This window comes from Streptomyces capparidis, assembly GCF_054782095.1.
Genome location: NZ_BAAGTD010000016.1, coordinates 1 through 17,865, shown reverse-complemented (window position 1 = coordinate 17,865; position 17,865 = coordinate 1). Strand labels below are relative to the sequence as shown.

Annotated in this window: 16 protein-coding genes; 8 read left to right on the top strand and 8 right to left on the bottom strand. The window is 71.9% G+C overall.

Annotated features, from left to right (window positions below; genetic code table 11):
- Window positions 1–284: 284 nt before the first annotated feature.
- The 7 genes from ACYVO2_RS15095 (at window position 285) to ACYVO2_RS15065 (ending at window position 10,711) form a co-directional block, all read left to right on the top strand.
- Window positions 285–2,657 (top strand): glycosyl hydrolase 53 family protein, encoded by a 2,373-nt coding sequence (locus ACYVO2_RS15095; protein WP_461008296.1) that lies wholly within the window; start codon window positions 285–287, stop codon window positions 2,655–2,657.
- A gap of 542 nt (window positions 2,658–3,199) precedes the next feature.
- A complete protein-coding gene (locus ACYVO2_RS15090; protein ID WP_461008295.1) occupies window positions 3,200–4,666 on the top strand; it encodes a right-handed parallel beta-helix repeat-containing protein in 1,467 nt (488 codons plus the stop codon).
- A gap of 172 nt (window positions 4,667–4,838) precedes the next feature.
- A complete protein-coding gene (locus ACYVO2_RS15085; protein ID WP_461008408.1) occupies window positions 4,839–6,905 on the top strand; it encodes a family 43 glycosylhydrolase in 2,067 nt (688 codons plus the stop codon).
- Between the two features lie 275 nt (window positions 6,906–7,180).
- Window positions 7,181–8,014 (top strand): PIG-L family deacetylase, encoded by an 834-nt coding sequence (locus ACYVO2_RS15080; RefSeq protein ID WP_461008407.1) that lies wholly within the window; start codon window positions 7,181–7,183, stop codon window positions 8,012–8,014.
- A 667-nt stretch (window positions 8,015–8,681) separates the two neighbouring features.
- Complete coding sequence (locus ACYVO2_RS15075; protein ID WP_461008294.1) at window positions 8,682–8,846, top strand: hypothetical protein; 165 nt, start codon at window positions 8,682–8,684, stop codon at window positions 8,844–8,846.
- Complete coding sequence (locus ACYVO2_RS15070; RefSeq protein WP_461008293.1) at window positions 8,843–9,913, top strand: hypothetical protein; 1,071 nt, start codon at window positions 8,843–8,845, stop codon at window positions 9,911–9,913. The genes ACYVO2_RS15075 and ACYVO2_RS15070 overlap by 4 nt, the downstream gene beginning before the upstream one ends.
- A 192-nt stretch (window positions 9,914–10,105) precedes the next feature.
- On the top strand, window positions 10,106–10,711 hold the full coding sequence (locus ACYVO2_RS15065) for a flavin reductase family protein (RefSeq protein WP_461008292.1): 606 nt from the start codon (window positions 10,106–10,108) through the stop codon (window positions 10,709–10,711).
- A gap of 22 nt (window positions 10,712–10,733) precedes the next feature.
- Here ACYVO2_RS15065 and ACYVO2_RS15060 read toward each other — a convergent pair whose 3' ends face one another.
- The 3 genes from ACYVO2_RS15060 to ACYVO2_RS15050 form a co-directional block, all read right to left on the bottom strand.
- On the bottom strand, window positions 10,734–11,186 hold the full coding sequence (locus tag ACYVO2_RS15060; RefSeq protein ID WP_461008291.1) for a nucleoside deaminase: 453 nt from the start codon (window positions 11,184–11,186) through the stop codon (window positions 10,734–10,736).
- Window positions 11,187–11,275: 89 nt separating this feature from the next.
- Window positions 11,276–12,151 carry an undecaprenyl-diphosphate phosphatase gene (locus tag ACYVO2_RS15055; RefSeq protein WP_461008290.1) on the bottom strand — a complete coding sequence of 292 codons (876 nt, stop codon included), beginning with the start codon at window positions 12,149–12,151 and terminating at the stop codon, window positions 11,276–11,278.
- A gap of 136 nt (window positions 12,152–12,287) precedes the next feature.
- Window positions 12,288–12,854: a helix-turn-helix domain-containing protein gene (locus ACYVO2_RS15050; RefSeq protein ID WP_461008289.1), complete on the bottom strand. Its 567-nt coding sequence runs from the start codon at window positions 12,852–12,854 to the stop codon at window positions 12,288–12,290.
- 125 nt (window positions 12,855–12,979) lie between these two features.
- Between ACYVO2_RS15050 and ACYVO2_RS15045 the strand changes: the two genes are divergently transcribed.
- The gene (locus ACYVO2_RS15045; protein ID WP_461008406.1) at window positions 12,980–13,660 is read left to right on the top strand and encodes a B3/B4 domain-containing protein; all 681 of its coding nucleotides are present in this window, start codon (window positions 12,980–12,982) and stop codon (window positions 13,658–13,660) included.
- On the opposite strand, the gene ACYVO2_RS15040 is transcribed toward ACYVO2_RS15045, so the two are convergent.
- From ACYVO2_RS15040 to ACYVO2_RS15020, 5 genes are all read right to left on the bottom strand, one after another.
- Entirely contained in the window at window positions 13,647–14,396 is a 750-nt protein-coding gene (locus tag ACYVO2_RS15040; RefSeq protein ID WP_461008288.1) for an SIR2 family NAD-dependent protein deacylase, read from the bottom strand. The two genes, ACYVO2_RS15045 and ACYVO2_RS15040, sit on opposite strands and share 14 nt — an antisense overlap.
- A gap of 130 nt (window positions 14,397–14,526) precedes the next feature.
- A complete protein-coding gene (locus ACYVO2_RS15035) occupies window positions 14,527–15,843 on the bottom strand; it encodes a hypothetical protein (RefSeq protein WP_461008287.1) in 1,317 nt (438 codons plus the stop codon).
- Window positions 15,840–16,373: a SigE family RNA polymerase sigma factor gene (locus ACYVO2_RS15030; protein WP_461008286.1), complete on the bottom strand. Its 534-nt coding sequence runs from the start codon at window positions 16,371–16,373 to the stop codon at window positions 15,840–15,842. Before ACYVO2_RS15030 ends, ACYVO2_RS15035 begins: the two co-directional genes overlap by 4 nt.
- Before the next feature lie 115 nt (window positions 16,374–16,488).
- Entirely contained in the window at window positions 16,489–17,328 is an 840-nt protein-coding gene (gene erm / locus ACYVO2_RS15025; RefSeq protein ID WP_461008405.1) for an ErmE/ErmH/ErmO/ErmR family 23S rRNA (adenine(2058)-N(6))-methyltransferase, read from the bottom strand.
- 203 nt (window positions 17,329–17,531) lie between these two features.
- Window positions 17,532–17,660: a hypothetical protein gene (locus tag ACYVO2_RS15020; RefSeq protein WP_461008285.1), complete on the bottom strand. Its 129-nt coding sequence runs from the start codon at window positions 17,658–17,660 to the stop codon at window positions 17,532–17,534.
- Window positions 17,661–17,865 lie beyond the last annotated feature (205 nt).

Below are 17,865 nucleotides of genomic sequence, written 5' to 3'. Positions count from 1 at the left end.
CGCCAGCGGAAGCCGGACCGGCACACCATCGCCCGGCTCCGGCGCCTCACGGCGAGCCTCTTTTTTTGAGCCGCGCTGAATCGTTTCAACACCACTCGCCCACCTACTCGCCCACCCGCTCGCCCACTCACCGACCCACCCGGCACTCCCGCAGCCGTACGAGACGAGGCAGACGTCCGAGGGAGGCCGGGGCCGGAACACCCACCGACCGCCGAACTGCCAGGAGGACCCGCTGGAACACGACGGTGCCCACCCGGATGGACAGAGATGAGGAGCAGGCAAGCATGCGAAAATGTCCCGCCCGCGCGGTACTCAGCGGCATCACCGCCATCACCGTGGCTTGCGGCCTGGCGGCACTCGGGCCGGCCGACCCGGCCGCCGCGTACTTCGGCAAGGCCGAGATCTCGCCGATCGAGAGCGACATCGGCGAGAAGCCCTGGGCCGGCGTCGACGCCGGCAGCGGGGCGTCCACCGCCGACCTGGCCATCGACCAGGACGACCGGACCGCGTGGGTGGCGGACGGCGCATCCGCGGACCGGTGGCTGACTCTCGATCTGGGCGGCGCCTACGACAACGTCAGGAAGGTCGAGGTCGTCCTCCCGGACCCCGGGGCGGTCTACCAGTACGTGATCGAGTCGTCCACGGACGGCGAACGCTGGCACGTCATCGCCGACCACTCGGCCGACCACCAACCCGCTCGCGGATCGGTCGACCTGTTCACCCGGCCGGGGACCCGATTCGTGCGGGTGGCGTTCACGGGAGCCTCGCCCGGCGCGACTGTGGGAATCAGCGAGCTCAGCGTCTACAACTACCTCCGTGACGACCTGGTCCTCGGCGCCGACGCCTCCTGGGTGGACAACGACGTCGCCGAGGGCCGCGATTACTGGGTGAGTCCGAAGGAGGAGGACCCGGGTGCGGGTCCCCACCTGCTCGACGTGCTCCAGGACCGCGGCGTCGAGTACGTCCGGATGCGGATCTTCAACGAGCCCCGCAGCGAGTCCTCGGGCAGCGTCCTGCCCGTCCCGTACCAGGGCCCGGAGCGGTCGCTCGAGGTCGCCAAGTGGATCGCGGCCGAGCGGGACATGGGCCTGGGCGTCGACCTGCACTACGCGGACTCGTGGGCCGACCCGTCCAAGCAGCCGAAGCCGCGCAAGTGGGCCCAGTTGGAGTTCGACGACCTGAACCAGGCGGTGTACGACTACACCTACGACTACGTCGAGCAGTTGATCGAGCAGGGCACGACGCCGGACAAGGTGGCGGTCGGCAACGAGGTCACCAATGGCTTCATGTACGGCAGCGAGGCCGCGCTGATCGGCACCACGGCTCCGGCGTACTTCCACAACCAGCCGGAGATCTACCAGTCGCGGCCCGGCGGCGGCCTGCTCTGGGAGTACTGGGGCTCCGACGACCCGGAGGAGAAGCGCCTCTACGAGGAGGCGTGGGACCGGTTCACCACGCTGTCCGCGACGGGGATCCGCGCGGTCCGCGACGTGTCGGCCGACCACGGCGAGGACATCGACGTCGAGACGCACATCACCATCGGCACCGGCCGCGGCGACAAGGCGCTCGAATTCTGGGAGCAGTACCTGACCAGGGTGAAGGCCAAGGGCGCCGACCCGGACGTTCTCGCGCACTCGTACTACCCGGAGTGGCACGGATCGCCGGATCACTACGAACGCAACATCAACGCCGTGGCCGAGGCGCACCCGGGCTACAAGATCGAGATCGCCGAGACCTCGTACCCGGCGTCGGGTGGCGGCGGGGCCCCGATGCCCAACTCGACGTACCCGCGCACCGTCCAGGGCCAGGCGGACGCCCTCCAGCGCGTCTTCGAGATCGCCAACGACATCCCGGACAACCAGGGCCTGGGCGTGCTGGCGTGGGAACCCGCGAGATGGCAGTCCATGTTCACCGCGGTACCGGGCATGACGCGCACCTGGGAGCCGAACGCGTCGATCGACGTCTTCACCAAGAGCCGCGCCTCCCACCTGGTGGAGGACACCGTCCACGCGTCCGCGCTCGTCGGCGGCGAGGTGGCGCTGCCGGGTTCCGTGCAGGTGCTGACCATGGCCGACGGCTCCACGGACCCGGTCCCGGTGACCTGGGACCCGGTACCGGACGACGCCACCGACGCGGCTGGCCGGCTCACGGTCCACGGCTCGACCGAGTACGGTCCGGTGACGGCGGTGATCGACGTGGTGGAGGCCCATCCCGGCCTCGACTGCGACCGGGTGATCACCGGCCGGCACGCCGGCCCGCTGACGGTGACCGAGGGCGTGACCTGCCTGTCCGGAGCGACGGTGACGGGCCCGGTGTCCGTGCGCGCCGGCGCCTCACTCCAGGCGGACAGCGCGACGATCTCCGGCCCGGTGCGCGCCGACGGCGCGGCGGCCGCGGTGATCTGCGACAGCCGGATCTCCGGCCCGGTCACGTCGTCCGGGACCTCCTCGGTGACCATCGGCAACCCGGTACTGGGCTGTGCTCCGAACACGCTCAACGGCCCCGTGACGGTGACGGGAACGCACTGGTGGAACGTGATCGCCGGCAACACGATCAGCGGCCCACTGACATGCAGCGAAAACCCCCGACCCCCGGTGAACAACGGATCGGCCAACACGGTACGCGGCCCCAAGTCCCTCCAGTGCCGCGACCTCTGATGCCCTGACACCCCACCACCCCGGCCCGCTGCCGGGCCGGTCCCCCCGACCCGGCCCGGCAGCGCACCCACGGAAAACCGCGACGCCCTGCGCGCCGCGGCGCCCACCCCGACCCGCGTACGGTGCGGCTCCACGTGCTCGTCCCTTCCGGCACCGGGGGATTCACCCCCGCTGCCGTCGCGCCGGGCCGTGGAGCGCGCCCACAGGTGGCTGATGTTCCACCGGCGCCTGATCCTGTCCGCGATCCCGGCCGGGGCGCGCGGTCCACCGACCGAGGCAGCCTGGTTAAAGCGTTTGCATCCATGGTTCGAACTCACGGCTGCGGTCGCCGCACGATCACCGCCAGCGGGTACTGCGCGGCAAACCCACCATCTTGACACGATCATGTCATCCGCTCATAGTAAACGTTTTAACGGACCCTTGGACGTAGGGCGCCGATACCCGACCTTCCCCGTCGCGCATCGTGTCCGTCCGCGGCCTCGTCTCAACAACGGCCAAGGCGAGGTCGCCGTGCGGATCGCCGACGGGTTCCGCTCCGGCGCATGACCGGAGCACCTCGCGCGACCGCTCACGCGCCGACGGACCACCTGGCGGACGGCGCGATGTACGCCCGGCTCGGTGCGGGCCGGTCATCATCCACCCCGGGAGACGACGCCATGAGAATCGCGAAGTCGATCACCCCTGTCATCCTGTTCACGGTGGTGACGGCGGGCTCCATGCCGATGGCCGCCGGCTCGGTGTCCGCGAACGATGCGGCGGCGGCCGGGAACATCTACTACGTCGCGCCGAACGGGAATGACGGCGCGGCGGGTACGCAGGCCGCCCCATGGGCGTCGATCGCCCGTGCGCAGGCCGTCGCCGGAGCGGGTGACACGGTCTACTTCCGGGGTGGCACCTACGCCTACACCCGCGCGAACAGCGCCTGTTCGAGCCCGTCCGCGAGAGTCGACGCGATCACCCTCAACAAGAGCGGCAGCTCGGGCAACCTGATCCGGTACTGGGCCCACCCGGGCGAGAAGCCGGTCTTCGACTTCTCGCGAATGACGGACAATTGCCGTATCAAGGGCTTCGACGTCACCGGAAGCTGGATCCATCTCAAGGGACTGGAAGTCAAGGGCGTTCCCCAGAACAACAACCAGAACGCCGAGTCCTGGGGGATCTGGGTGTCCGGCAGCAACAACATCTTCGAGCAGATCGACACCCACCACCACATGGGAACCGGCCTGTTCATCAACGGCGGCGGTGGCAACCTCGTCCTCAACTCGGACGCGCACGACAACTACGACCTGCGCAGCAATGACGGGCCCGGCGAGAACGCCGACGGGTTCGGCGCGCACTACACGCCGGCCGGACGCGCCGCGAACGTGTTCCGGGGTTGCCGCGCGTGGTGGAACGCCGATGACGGGTTCGACCTCATCTCCACGTACTCGCCCGTGATCATCGAGAACTCGTGGGCCTGGCGCAACGGATACGTGCCGGGGACGACGACCCCCTCCGGCAACGGAGCCGGCTTCAAGTCGGGCGGCTACGGGGGCGACTACGAGGCCAACGCGCCGAAGCACACCGTCCGCCTCTCGGTGGCGTTCCTCAACAAGGCGGCCGGCTTCTACGCCAACCACCACCCGGTGGCCAACGACTTCTTCAACAACACCGGCTACGGAAACAACCCCAACTTCAACATGCGGGGAGTCGACTCCAGCGGCGCCGCCGTCGGCCGGGGCAACCTGCGCAACAACATCGCCTACACCGGAACGCCGACGTCCTACATGACCGGCACGAACGCCGCGTACAACTCCTGGAACCTCGGTGTCCCCCTGTCGAACTCGCAGTTCCAGAGTGTGTCGACGTCCGGCTGGAACGCGCCCCGCCAGGCCGACGGGAGCCTGCCGGTGCTGCCCCACCTCCGTCTCGCGGCGAACAGTGCCCTGATCGACAGGGGCACCGACGTGGGACTGCCCTTCAGCGGAAGCGCGCCGGATCTCGGCGCCTTTGAGAACGATGGAAGGTGACGTCTTGAGGAAACCATCGCGCGTCGTCCCGAAGTACTGGAAGGCGGTGGCCGCCGCATTGCTGTCCATGGCGTTGGCGGCACCGCTCTCGGCGAGCACCGCCGCGGCGGAGGCACCGGCAACGCAAGGACCGGCAGCGGAGCTCCGGGACCAAGAGGCCGCTGCTGGGCCGGTGGTGGACCGCGGCCTGGAGTACCTGGTGTCCGACTACCGCACGCGCACCCCGGAGAAGTACACGGCTGACTCCTGGGCACCCTTCGCCAAGGCGTTGACCACCGCGGCCCGTGTCGCCGCCGACAGGTCGGCCGGCACGTCGGAGGTCGCCGCCGCGAAGACGGCACTGATGACCGCCGCCGCCGAGCTGAAGGCGGCCGACGAGGGCACGTTCCAGACCATCACGAACAACACCTTCTGGAACGACACCAGCGGCAACCCCATCTATTCGCAGGGCGGCGGCGTCTTCAAGTTCGGCGACACCTACTACTGGTACGGCGTGCACTACACCGGCGCCGAACTCTACCGGGCCAACCCGACGAGGAAATACGACGGCGACGTCAGCTTCGTCTCGATCCCCGTGTACTCGTCCAAGGACCTGGTGAACTGGAAGTTCGAAAACCGCGTCGCGACGCGCTCGACCCCGATCAACAACGGCGCCACCCTCGGTCAGGCAGGATGGGTCGGGCGGCTCGGGGTCTCGTACAACGAGAACACCGGCAAGTACGTGCTCGCCACCCAGGCCTATGTCGGAGGCGCGCACGGGGTTCTGTTCCTCCAGGGCGACTCGCCCACCGACACCTTCGACTACGGCTACTTCCAGACCCAGATCACCAACTCGCCGACCACCGGCACCGGGGACCAGACCGTCTTCACCGACGACGACGGAAAGGACTACCTGATCTTCTCCAACCGCGAAGGGCGCTCTCGCGCCTTCGTCAGCAAGCTCAGGGAGTCGGACTCGCTGCGGGCGGAGCCCGGCGTGCAGATCGGCTACAACTCCGCCGGCCGCGAGGGCAACGCCATGTTCAAACTCGACGGCAAGTACTATCACGCGGCGTCGGACCTGCACGGCTGGAATTCCTCGGTCGCGCATGTCCTGGAGTCGACCAGCAGCAACATCCAGGGTTCCTACACCGGCGAGTACACGCTTGCCGGCACCGAGATGGACTACAGCCACGTGACCCAGACCGGGTTCTTCGTGACAGTCAAGGGCACCAAGCAGAACACGGTGATCTTCGCCGGCGACCGCTGGGCCGACTTCGCCTGGAACGGCATCGGGTACAACCAGTGGATGCCGGTGACCAAGACCGGCGCGAGGCCGCAGTTCCACTCGGTGAGCCAGTGGCAGTTCAACGCCACGACCGGAGAGTGGCGTGTCGGGCCGGCGAACAACTACGTGCTCAACCCCAACTTCCAGGCCGACCGCGTCATCGTCCCCCAGGTGCGGGGTTGGACCAACTTCCGTGAGTCGGGACCGAGCTCGATCGTGACCAACGTCAACGGCGGCGCGAACGGGTCCCGCTTCGCGTTGCAGATCGGCGCCGGACAGTCCTACGCCGGTGGCGTCCGGCAGCAGATCACCGTACCGGCCGGCACCTACCGGCTGTCCCTCTTCGCCAGGACCTCCGGCTCGCTCAGCGCCGCCCAGGTGACGGTCACCGACGCCGCCGGCACCGCGCGCACGCTCAACGTCCCGGCATCGAGCGGCTGGACTCGTCGTGAGCTCGCGGACATCCCGCTGTCCGCCGGGACCGCGACCGTCACCGTCCGAGCGGCGAGCAACAACGGACACCTCTTCGTCGACGACCTCGGTCTCGTGAAGACCTCCGTCGACACGCCCCCGCCGTCGGGGCAGCGCTACGAGGCGGAGACCGCGCCGGCGGTGTGCCAGGGCACGATCGACTCCAATCAGGCCGGCTTCTCCGGTAGCGGGTTCTGCAACGGCGATGCCGCCGCGGGAGCCTACGCGCAGTTCACGGTGACCTCGGCGGCCGCCGGACCGGCGACACTGGGAGTCCGATTCGCCAACGGCACCGGCAGCGCCAGGCCGGCGAACCTGGTCGTCAACGGATCCACGGTGGCGACGGTCTCGTTCGAGTCCACCGGTGCGTGGACGACGTGGTCGACCAAGACCACGACCGTCCCGCTGAACGCCGGCAGCAACACCATCCGGCTGGATCCCACCACGGCAGCCGGGCTGCCCAACGTCGACCACCTCGACGTCGGCGCCACGACCGGCTGACCTCCCTTCCAGCGCCGTGGCCCGCCGCTCGGCACCGACGGTGCCGAGCGGCGGGCCACGGTTCAAGCCGGAGGCGGCCCACTGGAAGGCCAAGCGGCCGCGTCGGGGAACAGCCGGTCCGGGAGCACGGTTGCATCGTCCGAGGGACCGGCGTCGCACGGGCGGGGGACACGGAGACCACAAGGTCGTCCGCCGCACCAGGATCCGGGCCCCAGGATGGCGGTATGCCCGCCGAGCACTCGGACCAAGACGTATTTTTGCAGGAGGACTGTTCCATGACCGACCGGCCCTTGACGCTGATGGCAGTACACGCCCACCCCGACGACGAGGCCACCGGCACCGGAGGAGTCCTCGCGCGGTACGCGGCGGAGGGCATCCGCACGGTTCTCGTGACGTGTACCGACGGCGGTTGCGGTGACGGACCGGGCGGCGTCAAGCCGGGCGACCCTGGGCACGATCCCGCGACGGTCGCCTTGATGCGCCGTCAGGAACTCGAGGCGAGCTGTGAGGTCCTGAAGGTCAGCGACCTGGAGATGCTGGACTATGCCGACTCGGGGATGGCGGGCTGGCCGAGCAACGACGCCCCCGGATCCTTCTGGCAGACCCCCGTGCAGGAAGGCGCGGCCCGACTCGCGGAACTCATGCGGCACTACCGACCCGATGTGGTCGTCACCTACGACGAGAACGGCTTCTACGGCCACCCCGACCACATCCAGGCCAACCGCATCACCATGGCGGCGCTGGAGATGACCGCGCTGACACCGAAGGTGTACTGGACCACGATGCCCCGCTCGATGATGCAGCGGTTCGGCGAGATCATGCGCGAGTTCCATGAGGACATGCCGGAGCCGGATCCTGCCGAGGCCGCCGCGTTGGCCGAGATCGGCCTCCCCGACGACGAGATCACCACCTGGGTGGACACCACCGCGTTCAGCGGTCAGAAGTTCGACGCGTTGGCCGCGCACGCCAGTCAGGGCGAGAACATCTTCTTCCTCAAGATGGGCAAGGAGAGGTTCGGCGAGTTGATGGGCATGGAGACCTTCCAACGTGTCCAGGACCCCACCGGCGCGGCCGTACCCGAGAACGACCTCTTCGCCGGACTCCGCTGATCCGCCCCGTCGCTCCCCGCACCCGACAGGACTCCGGGACCAGCCGTCCCTGGCGGTGGCGGGGAGCGACGCGGGCTGAGGGGACGCCGGCTCGGACCGAGCCAGGAACGCACCCCTACGCCGTCTGAGTGGGAGGGATGGCCGTCAGGGGTGCCATCAGCCGCTCGACGTGCGCGGTTGTTGCTGTCATACGCAGGCGTGCGGAGGAACGGGCTGCCAGGGAGAGCGAGAAGGCGGCCAGGGGTGATCCGTCGCCATGAGTTGACCGATGCCGGGTGGGAGTTCGTGCGGCCGCTGCTGTCCAGGGCCGGTACGGGCCGTCCACGGCTGGACGACTGCACGATGTGGAACGCCGGGCGAGTCGGCACACCCGGTTGCGCCGGTGGACGGCCGGCGGCGCCTTCGACCGCATGCTGCAATGCCCTGGCGGCCACTGACCGAGGGATGTGCGGCCTTCCATGCGACGATCACGGGCTTGCGCTCGCCCACGGCGTTCAGCTCAGCACGCCAGAGCTCGCCGACCACCTGAAATGCCGCAAGCCCCACACGTTCAGGTGATGGCAAATCACCCACCCACTCGTATACCGCCCCCTCAGCCGGAGCGCGAGCCCCGCCTCGGCCCGCCGGCTGAGTCCGATGTCGGAGAGGTCCCCTAGTGTCGGTCGGCATGAGAAGGATGACTTTCGTCGACGAGACGACCAGAGGTGGCCGCTCCGACGCCTGGGAACTGGACATCGCCGAAGAGCGGCCGACCGAGGTGTTCCGGGCCCTGGCCCAGCCCGACACCGGCGAGGTGTCATCCCTGAAGCTGCTCTCGTCGGTGGGGGGTTGAGCGAGATGGAAAGTGCCGCCCACCACATCGCCGCGGGTGACATCGAGCTCGCGGACATGACTCTCAACGCCATGGGAGTCACCGACAGCGGCTATCAGGGCGTCGGCTGGTCGGAGCAGCTTCTGTACCAAATGCGTGATCTTCCTCAAGAGCGTCGTCGCAGCCTCGCCCGTTTCCTGGTCGAGCGTTACCACCGCCTCGAGGAAGTCTCCGAGTTTCGGGCTCGGACACTGCTTCTGGCCGGGATCCTCGCGGCGGATCTCCCCGAGGACCCACTGTCCGCCGAGCGCATCGCGGTGCTCGACGACCTCGGCGAATGCCACTCCTTCTGGTACGGGGAGCATTTTTCGGTTCTGGTGGAGGCGGAGCTGGCCGCCGGCCGTTCCCTCACGCCGGCTGCCATCGCCGCCTTCCGGCGCAGTGGCATGGAGTACGGCTTCCCGACCGCACCACTCGGCCGCGCTGGTGAGAAACCCACCGACCCGGTGCTGAACGTGGGTGAGAAGTGGGCCGAGCGCGCCATGGAGCAGGTGGGGCCCGGTCCCGACGACCCGTGGCGGGCGCTGCTCGCGCACGCCCTCACCGCCACGTCCGCCAAGCCCAGCGCGAAGTGGGACAGGCTGGCTCGGCAGCTCGTCGAGCCGCTAGGCCCTGAGCTGGTGCGGGAGAAGGTGGTGTCCTGGCTCGCTCTGGTGGGCGTTCCGCGTACCTTCCGTGTGAAACCCGTTTTCTGCCAGGACCGGCACTTCAACGAGGTCTTCGACCCGTACAACGCCCTCGCGCTGCGTGGCCTTGCCTGGCTGCTGTCGCTGCTGCCACCGCATTCCGACGCAGTTAGTGCGCTTGCGGCGTTGGTGGAGACCTCGCTGAAGAAGGTGCCCGGGCGGGGCCCGCGCAGTGCGAAGGTGGCGCATGCGGGCGCTTTCGCCCTGGGCCGGGTCGACAGTGAGCCCGCGCTGGCCGAACTGGACCGCCTCGCCGCCCAGGTGACACACAAGGCCACCGCGAGGGTGATCGCCACCGCCCTGGAGGCACACGCGACGGCCCTTGGCCCCGGAGGGCAGTGAGTGAGTCGTTCGGCGGTGAGCGTCTCCCACCGGCAGCCTGCACGGGACTGGTAGCGCACACTCCGACACCATCGAACCCGCTGATCAGCTCGGACCCGACAGTCTCACATGTTCCCACGATGACAGATCGATCACCGGCTCACATACCGCCCTCTTGGGGACCGCGGTCCCCCCGCCGGGATACTGGCTCGCATGCGCGTTGACTTCGATCCCGAGACCATGGACGCCTCGTCCTTCTACAAGCTGCTGACGGCCGTGGTCGTGCCACGGCCGATCGCGTGGGTGTCGACGGTTTCGGGGGAGGGGGTGGCCAATCTGGCGCCGCACTCCTTCTTCTCCGTCTCCTGCACCAGCCCGCCGATCGTGCAGTTCACCTCCGTCGGGCGCAAGGACAGTCTGGTCAATGCCGAGGCCACGGGGGAGTTCGTGGTGAACTTCGCGCCGGAGGGGCTGCTGGAGCAGATCAATGCGACGGCGACGGACTTCCCGGCGGAGGTGAGCGAGTTCGAGGCGGTGGGGATCGAGCGGGAGGCCAGTGCCAAGGTGGCGCCGCCGCGGGTGGCGGCCTCGCCGGTGGCGTTGGAGTGCCGGGTGCACAGCACGCTGGGGCTCGGGAACTCCACGGTGGTGTTCGGGCGGGTCGTGCACGCGGTGGTGAGCGAGGACGTGCTCGTGGACGGGCATCCGGAGGTGCGGCGGCTGCGGCCGCTGTCCCGGCTGGGGAAGAACGAGTGGGGGGTGCTGGGGGAAGTGCTGGAGCTGGCGCGGATCCGGTACCGGGACTGGCCGCGGGGATGAGGCGGGCGGCCCGCGCCGGTGGTCAGGTGCCGATGTCCTCGTGCCACAGGTCGGGCCGGTCCCTGACGAAGTCCGCCATCAGCGCGGCGCACTCGGGGTCGTCGAGGACGACGATCTCCATGCCGTGCCCGGCCAGCCACTCCTGGCCGCCCCGGAAGGTGCGGTCCTCCCCGATGACGACCCGGGAGATGCCGAACTGGCGGACCAGGCCGCAGCAGTACCAGCACGGGGAGAGGGTCGTCGCCATGGTGGTGCCGCGGTAGGCGCGTCGGCGTCCCGCCGCGCGGAACGCGGCCGTCTCCGCGTGCGCGGACGGGTCGCCGTCCTGCACCCGGCGGTTGCGGCCGCGGCCGAGCAGGGTCGCCCGGTCCGGGCCGTACAGCGCGGCCCCGATGGGGACGCCGCCCTCGGCCAGGCCCGCCCGCGCCTCCTCGACCGCCACCCGCAGCATCCGCAGGTCCGCTTCGTCAGCCATGCAGGCATGCCTTCCCCGCGGGCGGGAGCCGCAGACGCGAACCGGCCCGTCCGTGGACGGGCCGGTGGCGGGGGCGGTGCGGCGGGGCGTCAACTGACGCTGTCGCCCGCCTCCGGGTCCAGGGTGCCCATGCCGACCAGTACGAACAGCAGGATGCCCAGCGCTATCCGGTAGATCACGAACGGCATGAAGGAGTGGGTGGTGATGAACTTCATCAGCCACGCGATGACGGCGTAGCCGACGACGAACGCCACGACCGTGGCGAAGATGATCTGCGCCCACGGGATGTTGGGCTCGTCCGCGATGTGCGTGGTCTCGTACGCGCCGGAGGCGAGCACGGCGGGGATGGCCAGCAGGAACGAGTAGCGGGCCGCGGCCTCGCGGGTGTAGCCGAGGAACAGGCCGCCGCTGATGGTGGCGCCGGAGCGGGACACGCCCGGGATCAGGGCCATCGCCTGGCAGCAGCCGTAGATCAGGCCGTCCTTGACGGTGAGGTCGCTCAGCTCCTTGCGCTGGACGGGCGCGCGGTGGCGGCCGCCCTTCTCGTCGAGCCCGGCCCGCCAGTCGGCCAGGCCGAGGATGAGTCCGAGCACGATCAGGGTGGTGGCGATCAGCCGCAGATCGCGGAACGGGCCCTCGATCTGGTCCTTGAGCGTGACGCCCAGCACCCCGATGGGGATGCTGCCGACGATGACGAGCCAGCCCATCCGGGCGTCGGGGTCCTTGCGCAGCGCCTTGTCGCTCAGGGAGCGGAACCAGGTGCTGACGACCCGCACGATGTCCTTCCTGAAGTAGATGAGCACCGCGGTCTCGGTGCCGATCTGGGTGATCGCGGTGAACGCCGCTCCGGGGTCGTCCCACCCGGAGAGCGCGGCGACTATGCGCAGGTGGCCGCTGGAGGAGATGGGGAGGAACTCGGTCAAGCCCTGAACCATGCCCAGGACGAAGGATTGAAACCAGTCCATTTTCCGGGTGCTCGTGTCCTTGTGATCGCGCGGGCGTCAGCGGTCCGCACCGCGGTCGGCGGACGGTCCGGGGTGAATGCTAGGGCCACGCGCGACCGGCGCGTCCCCCGCCCCCGGCCCCGGGCTGCCCGGCCCCTCAGGCGCGCGGCACCAGCACGGCGCCCGTGTACTCCACGGGGGCCGTGCCCCGGTTGGCGTAGGCGTGCGGGCGGTCCCCCGCCATCCGCAGGGCGTGCCCCGGCGGCAGCACGGCCTCCTCGCCGCCCACGGTGACGGTGAGGGTGCCGCTCAGCACGTGCAGCAGCTCCACCGTGCCGGTCACGTGCGCCTCGCTGGTGTGCTCCTCGCCGGGGGCCAGCCGCCAGTGCCACAGCTCCGCGCCGACGGGCTGCGCCGCCCCGGTGAGCAGCGTGCCGGTGCCGCCCCCCGGGCCCTTCCACATCACCGACTGCGCGGCGGGCGGCGCGGCCTCCAGCGACGGCGCGGCGGGCGGGGCGAGCAGGTCGGTCAGCGGCACGGTGAAGGCGTCGCAGAGCCGGACGAGCGTGGCCAGGTTCGGGTTGGAGCGGCCGTTCTCGATCGCCACCAGGACGCCCTTGCTGACCCTGGCCCGTGCGGAGAGGGCGTCCATGCTCCAACCGCGTTCCCGGCGCAGCGCGCGCAGCCGCTCGGCCACGGCCTCCATCACGGCCCGGTCGTCCATGGGCGGTCCTTCCGCGGGTGGGTGGGGGCCACGGTAGCGGCCCGTCGCCGCCCGGTCGGTTCATGGTACCGTCGCGTTCATTCGAACGACCGGCGGAGCGAGGAGGGGCTGTGGACCTGGACGACATCGTGCGGGCGGTACGCGTGGACGAGGCGGTCCACGCGCTGCGGCCCGACTTCGCCGTGCTGGTGATCGCCGCCGAAGGCCTGCCCTGCGGCCCCACCGACGACTGGTCCCGCGCGCTGCTGAAGGAGGCCGCCGCCACCGCCGACGGTCTGGACGCCCCCGCCCACCCGCACATCGCGGCCTGGCGCGAGGCGTACACCGCGTTCGGCGCCAAGCCGGGCCGCACCCGCAACAGCGCCGAGGCCCTGATCCGCCGCGCCGCCGCCGGGCTGCCCGAGGTCAACCTGCTCGTGGACGTCTACAACGCGGTGTCCGTGGCGCACCGGCTGCCCGTCGGCGGGGAGGACCTGGACCGCTACCAGGGCCCGCCCCGGCTGGTGCGGGCCGCGGGCGACGAGCCGTTCGACACCGCGGCGGGCGGCGAGCCCGTGGTGGAGCGGCCCGAGCCCGGCGAGGTCGTCTGGCGCGACGACACGGGCGTGACCTGCCGCCGCTGGAACCACCGCCAGTGCGTGCGCACCCGCATCACCGAGGGCACCACCCGCGGCCTGTTCCTGCTGGAGCGCCTGGAACCGATGCCGCCGGACGGTCTGCACGCGGCCGGGGAGGAGCTGCTGGAGCGGCTGCGCGAGCGCGCCCCGGGCCTGCGCGCCGCCTCCCGGCTGGTCACCGCCCCGTAGCGGCCCGCAGCCGGGCCGCGATCGCGGGCAGCGCCGTGCCGATCGGCTCCCGGACCACCTCGTCCGCGATCGCGTCGTACGGGGTGGGGTCGGCGTTGACGATGACGAGGCGGGCGCCGGACTCCGCCGCCACCCGGCACAGCGACGCCGCGGGCTCCACCTGGAGGGAGGTGCCGACCGCCAGGAACAGGTCGCACACCTGGGCGATCCGCGCCCCCTCGCCGAGCACCTCCGGGTCGAGCGACTGCCCGAACATCACCGTGGCGGACTTCAGCACCCCGCCGCAGCGCAGGCACGGCGGGTCGGCCTCACCGGCCTCCACCCGGGCCAGCGCCTCCGCCATGGGGGTGCGGTCGCCGCAGGAGACGCACAGCACGGCGTGCACGGTGCCGTGCAGCTCCAGCACCTTGCGCGGGGTGGAGCCGGCCTTCTGGTGCAGGCCGTCGATGTTCTGCGTGATGATGCGCAGCGGCACCCCGGAGCGCTCCAGGTCCACCAGGGCGCGGTGCGCGGCGTTCGGCTCGGCGCCCCACACCGGGCTGTCCCGGCGCATCAGCCAGGAGCGGCGGCGCACCTGCGGGTCGGCCATGTAGTCCTGGTAGGTCACCAGGCGCTCGGCGCCCGGGTTGCGCCGCCACACCCCGTTGGGGCCCCGGTAGTCGGGCACCCCGCTGTCGGTGCTCACCCCGGCACCGGTGAGGACGGCGACGAGCCCGGGGGCCGCGTTGTCGGTCATGCGGGCAGGGTAAGCGCCCCGCCCGCCGGACCCAAGCGGATATGGGCCCGGCGGGCGGGGGAGCGGTGGGGTGCGGGCGGGCCGCGGGCGCGGAGCCGCGCCGGTGCCGCCCGCCCCCGGGGCGGGCGGGTCAGCGCCGGGTGAACAGCGGCACCCAGGCGCCCGGCTCCTGGCTGTTCTCGCGGAAGCCGGTGAGGGGGACGACCTCCCGGCCGGTGACGTCCACCAGCACCAGGCGGTTGCGGAACTCCTTCTTCCCGGCGCAGTCCGCGAGGTCGCACGTCCAGGCGATCAGGTGCTCGTCGTCCGCCCAGACCAGTTGCCGCTGCACCCGCTGGGAGCCCACCCGCTCGCCGGTCGCGGTGTCGTAGACGTGGGCGATCGGGTGGGGGGCCGGGTCCTCGACGGGCTCGCCGCCGGAGCCCACCACATGGCCCTCCAGGATGGTGGTGGACGGCGCGTTCGGGTCGACGCCGCCCCCCTTCCCCGACGCGGGCGCGGTCGCCGTGCCCCGCGGGTCCGGCGGGAGGGGCGGCTCCGTGGTGAGGCTGCCGTCCGGGGACGGGCCCGCCGTCCAGTCGTTGTACGCCTCGTTCGGGGGCGCCGGTACCCGCTTGCCCGCCATGTCGTAGAAGTCCCGGTACGGGGCGACCGGCCGGCGGTCGTGGACCAGTGAGCCGTCCCGGCTCCAGCCGATGTCCTGGCGGGGGCCGGACACGGGGCCCTCCTGCGGGGGCAGGGCGCGCCAGGGGCCCTCGCCGGTGGCCGCGTCCAGCACGTAGTAGCCGGTCCGGAACCTGCCGCGGGTGCCGTCCGGGTTCCCCGAGTAGGTGGTCACGGCCAGGCGGGTGCCGTCGGGCGACCAGGCCAGACCCCCGGCCGGGCGGTCCACCGGGATCCAGCGGGTGACCTTCCCCGTCGCCAGGTCCACGATGCCCACCCGCCGGTCCGGCACCTTCTCCAGCACGGCCGCGGTGCGCATCCCGGGCGCCACGTCGAGGTGCGCCCACGGCGTCCGCGCGTACCGCCGCTCCTGCGGGTCGTGCAGCCACCAGGTGCGCACCCGCACCTTGTCGCCGTCCGCCCGCTTCTCCCAGCGCCAGGTGTGGTACGCCGACATCGCCACCTCGCCCGCCGCCACAAGGCCCGCGGGCGGGGACTCGTCCGCGCGGGCCAGCACCCGCTCGGCGGCCGGGCCCGCGCCGCGGTGCCCGTCGCCGCCGAGGTCGAGCGCGGGCACGGCCGCGGCGGTGAGCACCACCGCCGCGGCGGCGCCGGCCACGGCCAGGGAGCGGGCGCGGCGCCTGCGCGCGGTCGCCCGCAGCACCCGCCCGGCCAGGTCGGGCTCCGGCCGGACGCCGTCCAGCGGCCACTCGTGCAGCGCCTGGCGCAGCAGGCCGTCGAGTTCCGCGCCGGGCGCGGGGTTCTCGGGGGATACGCCGTTCACAGGGGAACCTCCGTAGGAACGCGGCGCGGGGCCACGGGGATGTCGAGTTCGGGCGCGAGCCGGCGCAGCTTCTCCAGGGCGCGGTGGGTGGTGCTGCGCACCGTCCCCACCGAGCAGCCCAGGACGGACGCCACCTCGGCCTCCGGCAGGTCCTCGAAGTAGCGCAGGACCAGGACGGCGCGCTGCCGGGCGGTGAGCCGGGCCAGCGCGGCCCGTACCAGGAGCCGGGTGTCCACCGCGCCGGGTCCGTCGGCGGCGGCGGGCCGCTCGGGCGGCTCCGCCACGGGGGCCTCCCGGTGCGGCCGGCGCAGCCGCCAGCGGCTGATCTGCTGCCGGTAGAGCACCTGGCGCACATACGCCTCCGGGTCCTCCACGCGGTGCCAGCGGCCCGCCGCCTTCATCAGCGCCGTTTGCAGCAGGTCCTCGCCCGCGTGCACGTCGCCGCCCGCGAGCAGGACCGCGAGCCTGAGCAGGGCCGGCGACCGCGCCGACACGAATTCCCGGAAGGACTGCTGGTCCTCGGTGTTCATCCGCACCTTCCCGAACCGAAACGCTGGACACTCCCTCAGACGCCTCGGCGCCCCCGCCGCTATGCCTGCCGCCGCGCACGCGTTCCCGCCGGGCCGCCCGCGCCCCGCCGCGCGGTCACCCACGGCCGCCTCCCCGCCCGTCCGCGGCCCCGCCGTGCAGGGCCGTGAAGATCCCGAGCCACTGCCCGGGGGTGACGAACGCGACCACGGTGTCCCGCGGGACGCCCGCCCGCGCGAAGGCCGCCGCCAGCTTCCGGCCGGGGTGGCGCTGCCGCAGGGAGGCGTACAGGCTGCCGCCCACCCCGGTGAAGCCCAGGTCCACGAGCGCTTCCCAGGCGGGCAGCAGCCCGGCGTCCAGCAGGGGGACGCGGCGGCGCTCGATCCGCAGCACCGCGGCGTCCACCCGGGGCACCGGGCGGAACAGGCCGCGGTCGATCCGGCCGGCCAGGTGCCAGCCGAACCGCGGCCAGGTGCGCACGGTGAGCCTGCTCCACCGCCCGTGGCCGCCGGTGCGCTTGCGCGCGTACTCCCACTGGGTGATCAGGGTGGCCGCGGTCAGCCCGGGCGCGGCCAGGCACCAGGCGACGATGTCCGCGGTGGCGGAGAAGGGGATGTTGCCGACGACGGCGAACGGCTCGCGGGGCGGGCGCGCGGCCAGGAAGTCGCCGGGCACCACGCCCACGCGCCGCTCGCCGCGGAAGCGCTCGGCCAGGGCGGCGGCCAGGCGCGGGTCGATCTCGTAGGCCGTCACTCGGCGGCAGCGCAGGGCCAGCGCCCGGGTCAGACGGCCCTCGCCCGCCCCGGGCTCGAGCACCAGGTCGCCGGGGTCGAGCCGGGCGGCCCGCACCACCCGGTCGATGGTGCGGGGGTCGCGCAGGAAGTTCTGGGAGAGCTCGGCCCTCCTGCTGCGGGGCGCCGGGCGGGCCGGCGCGGGCGGGTGCGGGGGCTGGGGCAGGCGGGGGCCGGGGTGCACAACGCGTCGTCGCGCCACGTGGGAGGTCCTGTTCCGCTGAGGGACGGCGCGGGGCAGGCGGGCGCGGCACACACCGCGCGGGCGTGTGCGAGGGCAGGCCGAAGGCACCCGCGGCCGTCCGGAGAAAAAGGGACAGCGGGCGGGCCCTGGGTCGGTGCGAAGGACGCGGAGCGGCTGAGACCGGGTCAGGCGCCGGACGCGCCCCGGCGGACCAGGGCGTGGCGCTGACCGCGCGGCCTGGCGGTGACCGACCAGGACCCGAGGACCCGGTCGGTCACCGCGGCGCAGCAGGCGGCGAATGCGGAAGCTGACATGGCGGCGATGCTAGACGATGCCCGGCCGCCGCCGGGCGCGGGCCCGGCCGGAGGGCGCCCCCGGGGCCGGTCGTCGGATCCCCGTCGTCGCCCGCGGGGCAGACGGGGATCCGACGACAGGCCCTAGATGTGCTGTCCCGGGACGTTGGTGACACGCGGGCTGGGTGCTTGAACGGGTGAGGGCCTTCTGGGTTCGGTGTGGATT

What these genes read in the sequence shown, in the direction of transcription:
- ACYVO2_RS15065 (WP_461008292.1), top strand. Translation starts at nt 10,106, where the DNA reads ATGCGCGTTGACTTCGATCCCGAGACCATGGACGCCTCGTCCTTCTAC.
- ACYVO2_RS15020 (WP_461008285.1), bottom strand. Translation starts at nt 17,660, where the DNA reads ATGTCAGCTTCCGCATTCGCCGCCTGCTGCGCCGCGGTGACCGACCGG.
- ACYVO2_RS15050 (WP_461008289.1), bottom strand. Translation starts at nt 12,854, where the DNA reads ATGGACGACCGGGCCGTGATGGAGGCCGTGGCCGAGCGGCTGCGCGCG.
- ACYVO2_RS15030 (WP_461008286.1), bottom strand. Translation starts at nt 16,373, where the DNA reads ATGAACACCGAGGACCAGCAGTCCTTCCGGGAATTCGTGTCGGCGCGG.
- ACYVO2_RS15040 (WP_461008288.1), bottom strand. Translation starts at nt 14,396, where the DNA reads ATGACCGACAACGCGGCCCCCGGGCTCGTCGCCGTCCTCACCGGTGCC.
- ACYVO2_RS15075 (WP_461008294.1), top strand. Translation starts at nt 8,682, where the DNA reads ATGAGAAGGATGACTTTCGTCGACGAGACGACCAGAGGTGGCCGCTCC.
- ACYVO2_RS15095 (WP_461008296.1), top strand. Translation starts at nt 285, where the DNA reads ATGCGAAAATGTCCCGCCCGCGCGGTACTCAGCGGCATCACCGCCATC.
- ACYVO2_RS15060 (WP_461008291.1), bottom strand. Translation starts at nt 11,186, where the DNA reads ATGGCTGACGAAGCGGACCTGCGGATGCTGCGGGTGGCGGTCGAGGAG.
- ACYVO2_RS15090 (WP_461008295.1), top strand. Translation starts at nt 3,200, where the DNA reads ATGACCGGAGCACCTCGCGCGACCGCTCACGCGCCGACGGACCACCTG.
- ACYVO2_RS15055 (WP_461008290.1), bottom strand. Translation starts at nt 12,151, where the DNA reads ATGGACTGGTTTCAATCCTTCGTCCTGGGCATGGTTCAGGGCTTGACC.
- ACYVO2_RS15080 (WP_461008407.1), top strand. Translation starts at nt 7,181, where the DNA reads ATGACCGACCGGCCCTTGACGCTGATGGCAGTACACGCCCACCCCGAC.